Raw genomic sequence first — 14,167 nt, forward strand, 5'->3', positions numbered from 1 at the left:
CGCCGTCGCGGCCGGACAGCGAGCCGACCCGCCCGGCGCCCGAGCCGGCGCGGCCCGAGCCGACGCGGCCCGAGCCGACGCGGCCGGCGCCGGAGCCCACGCGTCCGGCTCCCCAGCCGACCACCCCCGCCCCGGCCCAGCCGGAACCGAAGCCCGAGCCGGTACCCCAGCCGCCGCCGTCGTCGTCGAGCGGGGCGCGGGCGGCCCTGGACTGGGCCCGCACGCAGCTGGGCAAGCCCTACGTGTGGGGCGCGGCCGGGCCGAACGGCTACGACTGCTCGGGCCTCACCCAGACGGCGTTCGCCCGCGCCGGGATCTCCCTGCCGCGCACGACGAAGGCGCAGTACGCGGCGACGAGCCGGGTGCCCGTGGACCAGCTGCAGCCCGGCGACCTCGTCTTCTACTCCAGCAACGGCGCCGCCTCGGGGATCTACCACGTGGCGATCTACGCCGGCGACGGGATGCGCCTGCACGCGCCGTCGCCGGGCAAGACCGTCGAGCTCGTCCCGATGTACTGGCCGGGCGTCCTGCCCTACGGCGGGCGGGTCTGAGCTACTCGGCCTGACCCGGCCCGTGCGGGTCGGCGTGCTCGTAGTAGCCGGCGTCCTTGGCCCGCTGGAAGGAGCGGCGGATCTCGTCCTCCGCCTCCTCCCGGCCCACCCAGTGCGCGCCCTCGACCGACTTGCCGGGCTCGAGGTCCTTGTAGACCTCGAAGAAGTGCTGGATCTCCAGGCGGTGGAACTCGCTGACGTCCTCGATGTCCGTGCGCCACGACGCGCGCTGGTCACCGGTCGGCACGCAGAGCACCTTGTCGTCACCGCCGGCCTCGTCGCGCATGCGGAACATGCCGAGCGCGCGGCAGCGGATGAGGCAGCCGGGGAAGGTGGGCTCCTCGAGGAGGACGAGAGCGTCGAGCGGGTCACCGTCCTCGCCGAGGGTCATCTCGATGAAGCCGTAGTCGTCCGGGTAACGGGTGGAGGTGAAGAGCATCCGGTCCAGGCGGATGCGTCCGGTCTCGTGATCCACCTCGTACTTGTTGCGGTTCCCCTTGGGGATCTCGATCGTGACGTCGAACTCCACTGCCTGACCTCTTCTCCTGAGTGCCGGTGCCTCGCTGGGGTGCGGGACCGGGAATGCGCTCATGTCGTTACCGGGCACTAGTCTGGCCTACGAGTTCGCAGATCGCGGCCACGACGTGGCGCAGGAGGGTGGCGGCCGGCGTGGCGTCGACCAGCAGGCGGCGGGTGACGGCCACCGTCTCGGCCCTGCTCCTCCTCCTCGTGGGGGGCTACGGCGCAGCCGACGCCGCCGACGTCGTCCCCGGGGTCCTCACGACGCAGCCGCCGGTCCCCGAGCCGGCGCCCTTCCCGCGGGCCAGCGCCGCGCCCGCCGAGCCGCTCGTCCCGGCGCTCGACCCGGAGGCGCCGCTGCCCTCGGCGCAGCGCCTCACCGAGCTCAGCGAGGCGCTCGCCGCGGACGAGCGGACCGGCGGGGACGTCGGTGTCGTCGTCGCGGACGCCCTCACCGGCGAGGTGCTCGTCGACGTCGGCGGCGCCCGGCCGCGTACCCCCGCGTCCTCCCTCAAGCTCCTCGGCGCCGTCGCGGCGCTCGACGCGCTCGGTCCCGGCCACGTCCTGCGCACGACGGCGGTCGCCGGGGAGGGCGGGCAGGTCGTGCTCGTCGGGGGCGGCGACATCCTCCTCACCGACGGTGAGGCGAACCCGCGCGACGTCGTGGGCCGGGCCTCGCTGCGCGACCTCGCCGCCCAGGCCGCCGAGGTGCTCGCCGGGCAGGAGGTGCGCGTCGCCGTCGACGACTCGCTCTTCACCGGCCCGCTCTACGCCCCCGGCTGGGGCGGCATCGACCTGGACTTCGTCATGCCGGTCCAGCCGCTCGCGGTGCGGGCGGGGGTCGACCCGAGCGGCGGGTACCAGGCGGACCCCGCCCTCGCGGCCGGCGCGGCCTTCGCGGACGCGCTGCGCGCCGAGGGCGTCGCCGTCCGCGGGGAGGTCGTCCGGGCCGCCGCGCCCGCCGGTGGGCAGGAGCTGGGGGCCGTCGAGTCGGCCCCGCTGCGCGACGTCGTCGCCTACACGCTGGCGGTGTCGGAGAACTCCGTCGCCGAGGTGCTCGCCCGGCTCGTCGCCGTCGCCGTCGGCGAGGAGGCGACCTTCGCCGGCGCGACCCGCGCCGTCGTCGACCGCCTCGCGGGCCTGGGGATCGACACCGACGGCGTCACCCTGGCCGACACCTCCGGCCTCCTCGTGGAGAACCAGGTCCCGGCGGTGGTGCTCGCCGAGGTCGTCACCACCGCGATGGGGCGCCCCGAGCTGCACGGCGCGGTCACGGGCCTGCCAGCGGCCGGTCTCGAGGGCACGCTGAGCGCGCGGCCGATGGGCCCCGCCGCGGGGGTGCTGCGGGCCAAGACGGGCACGCTCACCACGGCCGTCAGTCTCACCGGCCTCGTGCAGGACGTCGCGGGCCGGCTGCTCGTCTTCGCCGTCGTCGCCGACGAGCTCGAGCTCGGTGGGGTGGGCCCGGCCCGGGCCGCCGTCGACGAGTGGGCCGCTGCCGTCACCACGTGCGCGTGCTGACAACAAACGTCGCAATTGGTGGCTCCGCTGACGCTTCAGCGTCTCGGAGCGTCGCTCAACCCACCAATTGCGACGTTCTGGGCAAGTGCGACGTTCGGGGGCGGCGCTGCGCCGTGCCGGGACGCGCGGGATAGCGTGGCCGCATGAGCTCTCCCATCGACTGGCGGGTGGCCCGCCACCGCGCCGCCGTGCTGTCCCGGCCCGGGCCCCGTGCCGGCCGCGCGGAGGCCCGCGGCCTCGTCACCGTGCTCCACACCTCCGCGAAGGAGGCACCTGGCCACGTCGCCGACATCACCGGCCTGGACGACGCCGCCGCGCGGGCCGCCCGGCGCCCCGTCTACGTCGTGGACCGGGCCCGCTGGGCCGAGGCCAACGTCGGGATGTTCCGCCACCTCGTCGGGGACCTGCTCCCGCCCACCACGCTGCCCGGAGCCGCGCGGCTCGGCGGCGAGGAGCTCGGCGTCATGCTCTCCTACCTGTCGACGAAGGTGCTCGGCCAGTTCGACCCCTTCACCAGCGTCGACGGCCGCGGGGAGCCCGGCTACCTCCTCCTCGTCGCGCCGAACATCCTCCACGTCGAGCGCGAGCTCGACCTCGACGCCCTCGACTTCCGCCGCTGGGTCTGCCTCCACGAGCAGACGCACGCCGTCCAGTTCTCCGCCGCGCCCTGGCTCGCCGGCCACCTCGCCGAGCGGATGACCGCGACCGTCTCGTCGATCGCCTCCCCCGAGGGCGGGGCGCAGCGACTCGCGCGCACCGTGCGCGCCGTCGTCGAGGCCGTCACCACGCCGCGCGGGGAGACCCCGGCGGCGCAGGCCCTCGCCGGCCCGCTCGTCGACGCCGTGCTCACCGAGGAGGAGCGCGAGCGCCTCGCCGAGGTCGTCGCCGTCATGTCGCTGCTCGAGGGGCACGCCGACGTCGTCATGGACGCCGTGGGTCCGCGCGTGCTGCCCTCGGTCGCCCGCATCCGCACCCAGTTCGACCGCCGCCGTGAGGGAACCGGGACACTGGACGTCGTCGTGCGCCGGCTCATGGGAGTGGACGCGAAGATCGCGCAGTACCGCAACGGCGCCGACTTCGTCCGTGGGGTCGTCCACCGGGTGGGTCACAACGGGCTCAACGCCGTGTGGGCCGCCGCGGAGAACCTCCCGACCCCCGCCGAGATCGCCGACCCGACCGCCTGGGTGCGCCGGGTCCACGGCTGAGCCGTGGCCGGTCCCGCCCCGGCGGTGGCCGCCGCCCGCACCGCCGTCCGCGCGGTGCTGGCGGACCTGCCCGCGGGGTCCCTCGTGCTCGTCGCCTGCTCGGGCGGCGCAGACTCCCTCGCCCTGGCCGCCGCGACCGCCTTCGTCGCCCCGCGGGCGGGCCTGCGGGCGGGGGCCGTCGTCGTGGACCACCGGCTCCAGGTGGGCAGCGGCGACGCCGCCCGCGCGGCCGCGGAGGCGTGCCGCGGGCTCGGGCTCGACCCGGTCCAGGTGCGCGGCGTCGACGTCGGGGGAGCAGGCGGCCCCGAGGCCGCCGCCCGGTCGGCTCGCTACGCCGCGCTCGAGGACGCCGCGGCGACCTCCGGGGCGGCCGCGGTGCTGCTCGGGCACACCCTCGACGACCAGGCCGAGACGGTGCTCCTCGGACTCGGCCGCGGGTCCGGTGGACGCTCGCTGGCGGGCATGGCCCCCGCCGCCGGGCTGTGGCGCCGTCCCCTCCTCGGCCTGCGACGCCGTGACACCGAGGCGGTGTGCACCGCCCACGGGCTGCGCTGGGCCGACGACCCGACGAACACGCCCGACGGCCCGTGGCGCCGCGCCGACGGCGGGCCGCTGCGCCGCTCGGCCGTGCGCCACCACGTGCTGCCCGCCCTGGAGGACGCTCTCGGCCCGGGGGTGCCCGAGGCGCTGGCCCGCACCGCCCGGCGGCTGCGCGAGGACGAGGACTATCTCGCGGCGGCCGCCGCCGAGCTCGCGGCGCGTGCGGGACTGCCGGAGGGGCCGTCGACAAGTCGGCTGTCGGCGACAAGTCGGCTGTCGGCGGCAAGTCGGCTGTCGGCGGCAAGTCGGCTGTCGGCGACAGGTCGGCTGTCGGGGGCAAGTCGGCTGTCGGGGGCAAGTCGGCTGTCGGCGGCAAGTCGGCTGTCGGCGGGCGAGGACGGGGTGAGCCGGGCCGGCGAGGTGAGCCTCGACGTCGTCGTGCTCGCGGGGGCGCACCCCGCGCTGCTCGGGCGGGTGCTCCACCGGGCCGCCACGGCGGCCGGCTGCCCGCCCGGGTCGCTCACGGCCGCGCACGTCGCGGCGCTCGAGACACTCGTCACGGGGTACCGGGGACAGGGCCCGGTGTCGCTGCCCGGCGCTGTCACCGCCGGGCGTCGGTGTGGGAGGCTGACCTTCGGTCGCCGCGGCCCGCGCGGCGCAGGTGAGTGAGGGAGTGCGCGTGGACGCCAGCGACATGGGAGACGACCTCGAGAAGGTCCTGCTGTCGAAGGAGCAGATCGAGGCCCGGCTCGACGAGATGGCGGCCGAGATCGACGCCGACTACGCCGGCAAGGACCTCCTGCTCGTCGGGGTGCTGCGCGGCGCCGTCATGGTCATGGCCGACCTCTCCCGGCGTCTGCACACCAGCATCGAGATGGACTGGATGGCGGTCTCCTCCTACGGGTCGGGCACCAAGTCCTCCGGCGTGGTGCGCATCCTCAAGGACCTCGACACCGACCTGCACGGGCGCCACGTGCTCATCGTCGAGGACATCATCGACTCCGGGCTCACGCTCTCCTGGCTCGTGTCGAACCTCCGCAGCCGCGGGCCGGCGTCCGTGGAGATCGCGACCCTGCTGCGCAAGCCGGAGGCCGCCAAGGTGGACGTCGACGTCCGGTACGTCGGTTTCGACATCCCGCCGGAGTTCGTCATCGGCTACGGGCTCGACTTCGCCGAGAAGTACCGCCACCTGCCCTTCGTCGGCACGCTGGCGCCGCACGTCTACAACGGCTGAGCGGCCCGCGCGCCGCCGCCGGGCAGGGACCGGGCGGCGGTCCCGCCCTGGGCGAACACGCACCCGCCTGCGCGGAGTGTCCGTGTAACGTCACATGGTGATCGATCAAGCAGGAGGGACCCGGCCGTCGCGCCGCCACCGATGAACGCCAAGAAGCTGCTGCGCGGCCCCATCGTGTGGGTCGTCCTCGTCCTCGTCCTCGCCTACCTCGGGGCCTCGATGCTCACCGGGGAGAGCCCCGAGGAGATCGACACGTCCGACGGCCTGGAGCTGCTCGCCGGTGAGACCGTCGAGCAGGCGGAGGTCACCGACACGACGCAGCGCGTCGAGCTCGTCCTCAGCGAGGACTTCGAGGACAAGGGCGACCTCGTCGCCTTCTACTACGCGACCCCGCAGGGCGAGACCGTCATGGAGGCGATCGCCGCGGCCGACCCCGCCGAGGGCTTCAACTCCGAGGTGCCCCGCCCCTCGTTCTGGTCCTCCGCGCTCAGCCTCCTGCTGCCGATGCTCATCCTCCTCGGCGTCTTCTGGTTCCTCCTGTCCCGCATGCAGGGCGGCGGCGGGATGATGAAGTTCGGCAAGTCCAAGGCCAAGATGGTCAGCAAGGAGAACCCGCAGGTCACCTTCGCCGACGTCGCCGGCGCGGAGGAGGCCGTCGAGGAGCTCCAGGAGATCCGCGAGTTCCTCGCCGACCCGACGAAGTTCCAGGCCGTGGGCGCGAAGATCCCCAAGGGCGTCCTCCTGTACGGCCCGCCCGGCACCGGCAAGACCCTCCTCGCCCGCGCCGTCGCCGGCGAGGCCGGGGTGCCCTTCTACTCGATCTCCGGGTCGGACTTCGTCGAGATGTTCGTCGGAGTCGGCGCCTCCCGCGTCCGCGACCTCTTCGAGCAGGCCAAGTCCAACGCCCCGGCGATCATCTTCGTCGACGAGATCGACGCCGTCGGGCGCCACCGCGGCGCCGGCATGGGCGGCGGACACGACGAGCGCGAGCAGACGCTCAACCAGATGCTCGTCGAGATGGACGGCTTCGACGTCAACACCAACGTCATCCTCATCGCCGCCACGAACCGCCCCGACATCCTCGACCCCGCCCTGCTCCGGCCGGGCCGCTTCGACCGTCAGATCACCGTCGAGGCCCCCGACCTCCAGGGCCGCACCGCGATCCTGCGCGTCCACGCCCGCGGCAAGCCGATGGTGCCCGAGATCGACCTCGGGATGGTCGCCAAGCGCACCCCCGGCTTCACCGGCGCGGACCTGGCCAACGTCCTCAACGAGGCCGCCCTCCTCACCGCGCGCTCCGGCGCGGACCTCATCGACGACCGCGCGCTGGACGAGGCGATCGACCGCGTGATCGCCGGGCCGCAGAAGCGCACCCGGGTGATGAACGAGAAGGAGAAGAAGATCACCGCCTACCACGAGGGCGGCCACGCCCTCACGGCGGCGGTCCTCCGGTACACCGACCCGGTGACGAAGGTGACGATCCTGCCCCGCGGCCGCGCCCTCGGCTACACGATGGTCATGCCGAGCGAGGACAAGTACTCGACTACCCGCAACGAGCTCCTCGACCAGCTCGTCTACGCGATGGGCGGACGAGTGGCCGAGGAGATCGTCTTCCACGACCCCACGACCGGTGCCTCCAACGACATCGAGAAGGCCACCGGTCTGGCCCGCAAGATGGTCACCCAGTACGGGATGAGCGACCGGATCGGCGCGGTCAAGCTCGGCGGCGACAACGGCGAGCCGTTCCTCGGCCGCGACATGGGTCACCAGCGCGACTACTCCGAGGACATCGCCCGCGTCGTCGACGAGGAGGTCCGCCGCCTCATCGACTCGGCGCACGACGAGGCGTGGGAGATCCTCCACGAGTACCGCGACGTCCTGGACCACCTCGTCCTGGAGCTCCTCGAGCACGAGACGCTCAACGAGAAGGAGCTCGCCGCCGTCTTCGCGCCCATCACCAAGCGCGACCCCCGGCCGGTGTGGCTCTCCTCGGCCAGCCGGACCGTCTCCGACCGCCCCCCGGTCCGGACGCCCCTCGAGCAGCGCACCGGCGACGACGGCATGCTCCCGCAGGACGAGGCGGCCGCCGCGGGCGGCGAGGAACCCGGGCTGGGCGAGGTCCCGCCGTCGGGGCAGGTCGGCGGCCCGGCCGAGGGCCTGTGATGTCCGAGGAGCCGGCGCTCCCGCCCGAGCTGCGCCCCTACGACGCGGAGGGGGTCCGCGCGGCGGTGCGCGACCTGCTCGTCGCCGTCGGGGAGGACCCGGACCGCGAGGGCCTGCGCGACACCCCCGCCCGGGTGTCACGTGCCCTGCAGGAGATCTTCGCGGGGATGCGCACCGACCCGGCCGAGATCCTCGCGACGACCTTCGACCTCGGCCACGAGGAGATGATCCTCGTGCGGGACATCGAGGTGTACTCCACCTGCGAGCACCACCTGCTGCCCTTCCACGGCGTCGCGCACGTGGGCTACATCCCCGGGCACCAGGGCCGGGTCACCGGGCTGAGCAAGATCGCGCGGCTCGTGGAGACCTTCGCCCGCCGCCCGCAGGTGCAGGAGCGGCTCACCTCGCAGGTCGCCGACGCGCTCGTCACCCACCTCGACCCGCAGGGCGTCATCGTCGTCATCGAGTGCGAGCACCTGTGCATGTCGATGCGCGGGGTGCGCAAGCCCGGTGCCCGCACGATCACCTCCGCGGTCCGTGGCCAGATGCGTCAGGCCGCCACGCGGGCGGAGGCGATGAGCCTCATCGCGCCCCGCCGCTGACCGTGGCCGCCCCCTATCCTGGGCCGGTGGGCAGCCCGCGAGCACGTGCCGCCGACCTGACGAGGGTCGGCCGGACGCTCGTCATGGGCGTCGTCAATGTCACGCCCGACTCCTTCTCCGACGGCGGCCGCTGGGACCGCCCCGACGCCGCCCTCCGTCACGCGCGTGAGCTCCGCGCCCAGGGCGCGGACGTCCTCGACGTCGGTGGGGAGTCCACCCGGCCCGGCTCGGAGCGCGTGCCACCCGCCGTCGAGATCGACCGGGTGCTGCCCGTCGTCACCGGGCTGGCCGCCGAGGGCGCCGTCGTCAGCGTCGACACGGTCCACGCCGAGACGGCCGACGCCTGCCTGCGGGCGGGTGCCGCCGTCGTCAACGACGTCGCCGGCGGGCTCGCCGACCCCGAGATCCTCGCGGTGGCCGCGCGCCACGGCGCCGTGTACGTGCTCGGCCACTGGCGCGGGGACCCCGCGACGATGAACGAGCGCGCCGTCTACGACGACGTCGTCACCGACGTGTGCACCGAGCTCGCGGCGCGGGTGGACGTCGCGCTCGCGGCGGGGGTGGACCCGGCGACGCTCGTCCTCGACCCCGGGCTGGGCTTCGCCAAGGACGCCCCGCACAACTGGCAGCTCCTCGCCCACCTCGACCGGCTGCAGGCGCTGGGCTACCCGGTGCTCGTCGGTGCCTCGCGCAAGCGCTTCCTCGGCACCCTGCTGGCCGCCGACGACGGCACGCCGGCGCCGCCCACCGCCCGCGATGCGGCGACCGCGGCCGTCTCCGCGCTCGCAGCGGCGGCCGGCGTGTGGGGCGTGCGGGTCCACGAGGTGCCCGGCAGCCGCGACGCGGTCCGGGTGGCCGCCGCGCTCACCGCTGCCAGGCTGGCCCCATGAGTGACCGCATCACCCTGAGCGGGCTGCGTGCCCGCGGCCGGCACGGCGTGCTCGCGGCCGAGCGCGAGCTGGGGCAGGAGTTCAGCGCCGACGTCGTGCTCCACCTCGACACGCGGGCGGCCGCCGCGGGCGACGACCTGTCCGCCACCGTCAACTACGCGGACGTGGCGCGCGAGGTCGTCGCGGTCCTCGCCGGGCCGCCCGTCGACCTCGTCGAGACGGTCGCGGCGACCATCGCCGAGCGGGTGCTCGCCCACCCGCGGGTGCTCGCCGTCGACGTCACCGTCCACAAGCCCCAGGCGCCGGTCCCCGTGCCCTTCGCCGACGTCACCGTCCACGTCCACCGCACGGCCGGCGACGCCGGCGGTGGGCGTGAGGTCGTCCTCGCGCTCGGGGGAAACCTCGGGGACGTGCGCGCCACGCTCTCGGCGGCCCTCACCCAGCTCGCTCGGCACCCGCGCGTGACGGTCGCCGCGGTCTCCCCGCTGCTGCGCTCGACGGCACTCACCCTGCCCGGCGCCGGGCCGCAGCCGGACTACCTCAACGCCGTCGCCGTCCTGCGCACCGACCTGCCGCCGCGTGAGCTGCTCGCGCTGTGCCAGGGGCTGGAGCTGGGGCACGGACGGGTGCGCGGGGAGCGGTGGGGCGCGCGGCCGCTCGACCTCGACCTCGTCGCGGCCGGGACCGTGACCTGGCAGGACGCCGACCTCACCCTGCCGCACCCGCGCGCCCACGAGCGCGCCTTCGTGCTCGCCCCGTGGGCGCGGGTGCGGCCGGACGCCGTGCTCCCGGGCCACGGGCCGGTGGCCGGGCTCGCCGCCCGCCTGGGGCCGGTCGAGTGGGTGGCCGAGGAGTGGTGGACCTGATGCGGGGGACGAGCTGGCAGACGCTGCTGGGGACGGCCGTCGTCGTGGGCGCGGTCTCCTACCTCGGGCTCACCGTGCTGGAGACGCGCAGCGGGACGGTCGTGCCGGTGGCGGCGCAGACGTGGCTGGTGCTCGCGGTCGTCGCCGTCGTGCTCCTCCTCCTCGGCCGCTCGGTGCGCCGCCTCACCGAGGGGCGCACCACCCGCATGGACCACCTGCGCGCGGCGCGCGTCGCGATGTTCGCCAAGGCGTGCTCGCTGTGCGGCGCCGCCTTCACCGGCTACTTCGCCGCCCAGGTGGCCGTCGCGTGGACCAACATCTCCGCCCCCGCCCTGCGCGACCACGCCGTCTGGTCCGGCGCCGCGGGCGTGGCCGCGCTGGTGCTCCTGGCAGTGGCGCTCGTGGTCGAGCACTGGTGCCGTCTCCCCCCGGAGGACGACCCCGAACCCGCCTGACCCGCGCCCCGCCCCCGCCCCGCCTCCCAACTTCCCAATTGGTGAGTTGACTGACGGTTATGGGCGGCAAGGCGTCGCTCGACGTCGCACGTGGTGGGTTGTGGGGGCCTCGGGTCCGTCAGCTCGTCCGACCCTGGAAGTGGCGCTGCCACCGGGGGTCGAGGCGCCTGACCCGCACACCCCGGGACTCGAGGGCCTCGACGACGCGCCGCAGGGTCTGGGCCGGGTGGGTGTAGACGTCGGCGGCGCGGATGACGATGAGGCGCCAGCCGTGCCTGTCGAGGAACTCGCGCCGGACGACGTCGTGACTCCACTGCGCGTCGTCCTCCGCGTGCTGGCGACCGTCGTACTCCAGCGCCAGGAGGAGCCCGGGGTAGGCGAGGTCGAGGCGGTAGGTGGTCACGCCGTCGTCGTCGCGCAGCTCGACCTGGAGCAGCGGCTCGGGCAGGCCGGCGAGGACGAGCAGCATCCGGACGCGGGTCTCCATCGGGGACTCCGCGCCCGCACGGACGTACTCGGCGGCACGGCGGGCAGCGGTCGCGCCCTTGAGCCGCGTCCGCCGGCACGCCTCGCGCAGTCCCTCAACTGTGACGTGCCCGAGGCGCACGAGGCAGTCGCCGACGACGACGGCGTCGACCAGTGGCAGCACGCGAGCCAGGTCGATGAAGGTCTGCTCGGGTGAGGTGACCGCGACGCCGCGGACGTGGTGACCGCGCTCCAGGGTGGTGCACACGTGGAAGGTCGTGCCCTCGAGACGGTGCCTCTCGTTCGCCGTCGCGACCATGACGTGCGTCGTCGGCGTGTCGGGGACGACGGCGCCCCACAGGCGGGCGGCGGTGTGGTGGCTGACGACGGCGAGCGGGCCGGCGACGAGGAGCGCGGCCCGGGCTCGCAGCCACGTGTCGACCTCAGCGCCCTCCGGGACGCGGACGCCGCGGAGGACGGCGGTGTAGCGGTGGTGGCGCAGGTCCCGCTCCGTCACGCCGACGGCGTCGGCGTCCCGGGAGCGGAAGAGGTGATGATCGGGTGCGGGCCGGCGGAACGCGGCCCCAGGTTCGGCTGACATGGACCGATGGTGGGGACGCAGGCGGGAGACGGGGAGCCGTCATCCACAGCCGCGGCGAGAGCGGTGGCCGAAGGGCGCCTGTGGAGCACCGATGGACGGCCGAACATCTGACCACGTGGTCGGTTGACCGACGCCGTCGCGCGCATAGCCGTCAGTCAACCCGCCAATTGCGACGTTGGCGGGGGAGGGCGGTGCGTGGGGTGTGGGAGGCTTCCGGTGCTGACCGTACGAGGAGGACCGTTCATGAGTGACACGCCCCGCTGGCAGGGGGAGGCGCGCAACCCGTTCGCGCCCGAGGGCCTGCAGTTCACGCCCGTCTCCCGCGGCCTGACGAAGGTGCGGCTCATCTCGGTGGCGGTGTGGCTGGGCCTGCCGCTCGTCGTGCTCGTCGTCCTCGCCGTGCTCTTCCCCGGCTGGTGGTGGGCGATCCCGATCGGCGTGCTCGTGCTGTTCGTGGCGTGGCTCGGCTGGCTCGTCCCGCGGCAGGTCCGCTCGATCGGCTACGCCGAGCGCGACGAGGACCTCCTCATCCGCAAGGGCATCCTCTTCCGCCAGCTCACCGTCGTGCCCTACGGCCGCATGCAGTACGTCGACGTCCAGGCGGGCCCGCTCGACCGGTGGGCGAAGGTCGCCAAGGTCCAGCTCCACACGGCCTCGGCGCAGACCGACGCGTCGATCCCCGGCCTGCCGCCGGAGGAGGCCTCGCGCCTGCGCGACCGCCTCAGCGAGCGTGGCGAGTCGAGGCTGGCCGGGCTGTGAGCGTCGACCAGCAGCAGCCGGCCCCCGAGGAGCACGTCGACTGGCGGCGGGTCCACAAGGTCACCCCCGTCCTCAACGCGTGGAAGGTCATCGTCGCGCTCTTCGCGGTGCTGATCTGGCAGAACACCCAGCTCATCGCCGAGGTGTGGGAGGACCGCGACACCGTCGACTGGACGCTCGTCCTCCTCATCGGGGGCGGGGCAGTCCTCCTGCTCCTCCTCGTCCTCACCGCCTACTCGGTGCTGTCGTGGCGGATGATGCGCTACGCCGTCGGGCGCGACGCGGTCTTCCTCCACAGCGGCATCCTCTTCCGCCAGCAGCGCCACGCGCGGCTCAACCGCATCCAGGCGGTCGACGTCGTCCAGCCGCTCCTCGCGCGCCTCTTCGGTCTCGCCCAGCTCAAGATCGAGACGGCGGGCGGGGGCGGCTCGTCGGTCGTCCTCGCCTTCCTCAAGGAGGACGAGGCCCAGCGGCTGCGCCGCGAGGTGCTCGACCGCGTCGCCGACCGCGGGACGACGGCGGCACCGGCACCTGCGTCCGACGGTGAACCCGCCGCTCCGGACGCCCCTGCCGCGCCACCGGCACGGCCCGACGTCGAGCGCGAGCTGCTCACCGTGCCCACCGGGCGGCTCGTCGGCTCGCTCATGCTCTCGGGGTCGATGATCGCGCTCGTCGTCGTCCTCGTCGTCCTCCTCGTCGCGGCGATCGCCGCCGAGAGCCTCGCACCGCTCGCGGGCGCGCTGCCCGGCTTCATCGGCTGGGGCACCTACCTGTGGGGCCGCTTCACCGGCGGCTTCAACTTCCGCGCCGCGATCTCCCCCGACGGCATCCGCCTGCGCTACGGCCTGCTCGAGCAGCGCACGCAGACGGTGCCGCCGGGCCGCGTGCACACGGTCGGGCTCAAGCAGCCGCTCCTGTGGCGTCGGCGCGGCTGGTGGCGCGTGGAGGTCAACGTCGCCGGGTACGGGGGCCTGGAGAACCAGATGGAGGCGACGACCGGCAACGTCCTGCTGCCCGTGGGCTCCCGTGGTGACGCACTCACCGCGCTGTGGCTGGTCCTGCCGGACCTCGGCGTGGCGGACCCGCAGGCGGTCATCGACGCCGCGCTCGAGGGCGCCGGTGACGCCGCCGGCTTCACCACGAGTCCCCGCAGCGCCCGCTGGCTCGACCCGATCTCCTGGCGCCGCAACGGCATCCAGCTCACCGACAGCGCCGTGCTCATGCGCAGCGGCCGGCTCAGCCGTGCCCTGGCGATCGTCCCGCACGAGCGCACCCAGTCGCTGGCCATCAGCCAGGGGCCGCTCGAGCGCCGCGCCGGGATCGCCAACGTCGTCGCGGCCACGGTCGGCGGGTCCGTCTCGACGACCGCCCACCACCTCGAGCAGATGACCGCGCTTGCGCTCCTCGGTGAGGCCTCCCAGCGCTCCCGCGCCGCCCGGCACCGCGAGTCCCCCGAGGAGTGGATGCGCCGCGTCGGCCTGCTCGAGCCGGCACAGCACGGGCAGCCCGACGGCGGTGCGCCGGTCCAGGCGCCCCCGCCCGCGGGGGCCCCGGTCCAGGCGCCCCCGCCGCCGGGTGTCCCGGTCCAGCTGCCCCCGCCCGGAGGGGCTCCGGTCCAGGCGCCGCCACTGGCGGGTCCGCCCGTGCACGTGCCCGCCGCCGCGCCCCCGCCGCCCACGGGCGCGCCGCTCACACCTCGTCCCGACGTCCCGCCGCCGCCCGCCGGGCCTCCCGTCCAGGACCCGCCGCCACCCCGGTGACCCGGGGCCGGTGTCCGACGTCACCGCCGCGCTGGC

Annotated in this window: 14 protein-coding genes; 12 read left to right on the top strand and 2 right to left on the bottom strand. The window is 74.8% G+C overall.

Features of this window, described 5'->3' with window-relative positions:
• Nucleotides 1-551: C40 family peptidase (locus GD632_RS00005; protein WP_193311266.1), on the top strand; the 551-nt coding region annotated here is incomplete at its 5' end.
• A 1-nt stretch (nt 552) separates the two neighbouring features.
• Here the strand turns inward: GD632_RS00005 and GD632_RS00010 are convergent.
• Nucleotides 553-1,080, bottom strand: coding sequence for an inorganic diphosphatase (locus GD632_RS00010; protein WP_152187369.1), 528 nt, complete (start codon nt 1,078-1,080; stop codon nt 553-555).
• 164 nt (nt 1,081-1,244) lie between these two features.
• On the opposite strand from GD632_RS00010, the gene dacB reads away from it, so the two are divergent.
• From dacB to GD632_RS00055, 9 genes are all read left to right on the top strand, one after another.
• Nucleotides 1,245-2,591 (top strand): D-alanyl-D-alanine carboxypeptidase/D-alanyl-D-alanine endopeptidase, encoded by a 1,347-nt coding sequence (gene dacB, locus GD632_RS00015; RefSeq protein ID WP_193311267.1) that lies wholly within the window; start codon nt 1,245-1,247, stop codon nt 2,589-2,591.
• Between the two features lie 143 nt (nt 2,592-2,734).
• Nucleotides 2,735-3,796 (top strand): zinc-dependent metalloprotease, encoded by a 1,062-nt coding sequence (locus GD632_RS00020; RefSeq protein WP_152187374.1) that lies wholly within the window; start codon nt 2,735-2,737, stop codon nt 3,794-3,796.
• Nucleotides 3,797-3,799: 3 nt separating this feature from the next.
• Nucleotides 3,800-5,005 (top strand): tRNA lysidine(34) synthetase TilS, encoded by a 1,206-nt coding sequence (gene tilS / locus GD632_RS00025; protein ID WP_152187385.1) that lies wholly within the window; start codon nt 3,800-3,802, stop codon nt 5,003-5,005.
• A 10-nt stretch (nt 5,006-5,015) separates the two neighbouring features.
• Nucleotides 5,016-5,570 (top strand): hypoxanthine phosphoribosyltransferase, encoded by a 555-nt coding sequence (gene hpt / locus GD632_RS00030; protein WP_193311268.1) that lies wholly within the window; start codon nt 5,016-5,018, stop codon nt 5,568-5,570.
• Between the two features lie 141 nt (nt 5,571-5,711).
• Nucleotides 5,712-7,733 (top strand): ATP-dependent zinc metalloprotease FtsH, encoded by a 2,022-nt coding sequence (gene ftsH / locus GD632_RS00035; protein WP_152187388.1) that lies wholly within the window; start codon nt 5,712-5,714, stop codon nt 7,731-7,733.
• Complete coding sequence (gene folE, locus GD632_RS00040) at nt 7,733-8,335, top strand: GTP cyclohydrolase I FolE (protein ID WP_152187390.1); 603 nt, start codon at nt 7,733-7,735, stop codon at nt 8,333-8,335. Before ftsH ends, folE begins: the two co-directional genes overlap by 1 nt.
• An 83-nt stretch (nt 8,336-8,418) precedes the next feature.
• On the top strand, nt 8,419-9,225 hold the full coding sequence (gene folP / locus GD632_RS00045) for a dihydropteroate synthase (RefSeq protein WP_152188310.1): 807 nt from the start codon (nt 8,419-8,421) through the stop codon (nt 9,223-9,225).
• Nucleotides 9,222-10,091, top strand: coding sequence for a 2-amino-4-hydroxy-6-hydroxymethyldihydropteridine diphosphokinase (gene folK, locus GD632_RS00050; protein WP_152187392.1), 870 nt, complete (start codon nt 9,222-9,224; stop codon nt 10,089-10,091). Before folP ends, folK begins: the two co-directional genes overlap by 4 nt.
• A complete protein-coding gene (locus tag GD632_RS00055) occupies nt 10,091-10,546 on the top strand; it encodes a DUF3180 domain-containing protein (protein ID WP_226924429.1) in 456 nt (151 codons plus the stop codon). The genes folK and GD632_RS00055 overlap by 1 nt, the downstream gene beginning before the upstream one ends.
• A gap of 118 nt (nt 10,547-10,664) precedes the next feature.
• Here GD632_RS00055 and GD632_RS00060 read toward each other — a convergent pair whose 3' ends face one another.
• The gene (locus GD632_RS00060; protein ID WP_152187396.1) at nt 10,665-11,612 is read right to left on the bottom strand and encodes a DUF559 domain-containing protein; all 948 of its coding nucleotides are present in this window, start codon (nt 11,610-11,612) and stop codon (nt 10,665-10,667) included.
• Between the two features lie 243 nt (nt 11,613-11,855).
• Between GD632_RS00060 and GD632_RS00065 the strand changes: the two genes are divergently transcribed.
• Nucleotides 11,856-12,371: a PH domain-containing protein gene (locus GD632_RS00065; protein ID WP_152187399.1), complete on the top strand. Its 516-nt coding sequence runs from the start codon at nt 11,856-11,858 to the stop codon at nt 12,369-12,371.
• Entirely contained in the window at nt 12,368-14,131 is a 1,764-nt protein-coding gene (locus tag GD632_RS00070) for a PH domain-containing protein (protein WP_152187401.1), read from the top strand. Before GD632_RS00065 ends, GD632_RS00070 begins: the two co-directional genes overlap by 4 nt.
• Nucleotides 14,132-14,167 lie beyond the last annotated feature (36 nt).

It is taken from the genome of Georgenia satyanarayanai (assembly GCF_009193135.1).
GTDB classification, from domain to species: Bacteria; Actinomycetota; Actinomycetes; order Actinomycetales; family Actinomycetaceae; genus Oceanitalea; species Oceanitalea satyanarayanai.

Bases quoted from the DNA above. Each gene is read 5' to 3' on its own strand.
- GD632_RS00020 (WP_152187374.1), top strand. From the start codon at position 2,735: ATGAGCTCTCCCATCGACTGGCGGGTGGCCCGCCACCGCGCCGCCGTG.
- ftsH (WP_152187388.1), top strand. From the start codon at position 5,712: ATGAACGCCAAGAAGCTGCTGCGCGGCCCCATCGTGTGGGTCGTCCTC.
- folE (WP_152187390.1), top strand. From the start codon at position 7,733: ATGTCCGAGGAGCCGGCGCTCCCGCCCGAGCTGCGCCCCTACGACGCG.
- folP (WP_152188310.1), top strand. From the start codon at position 8,419: ATGGGCGTCGTCAATGTCACGCCCGACTCCTTCTCCGACGGCGGCCGC.
- folK (WP_152187392.1), top strand. From the start codon at position 9,222: ATGAGTGACCGCATCACCCTGAGCGGGCTGCGTGCCCGCGGCCGGCAC.
- GD632_RS00055 (WP_226924429.1), top strand. From the start codon at position 10,091: ATGCGGGGGACGAGCTGGCAGACGCTGCTGGGGACGGCCGTCGTCGTG.
- GD632_RS00060 (WP_152187396.1), bottom strand. From the start codon at position 11,612: ATGTCAGCCGAACCTGGGGCCGCGTTCCGCCGGCCCGCACCCGATCAT.
- GD632_RS00065 (WP_152187399.1), top strand. From the start codon at position 11,856: ATGAGTGACACGCCCCGCTGGCAGGGGGAGGCGCGCAACCCGTTCGCG.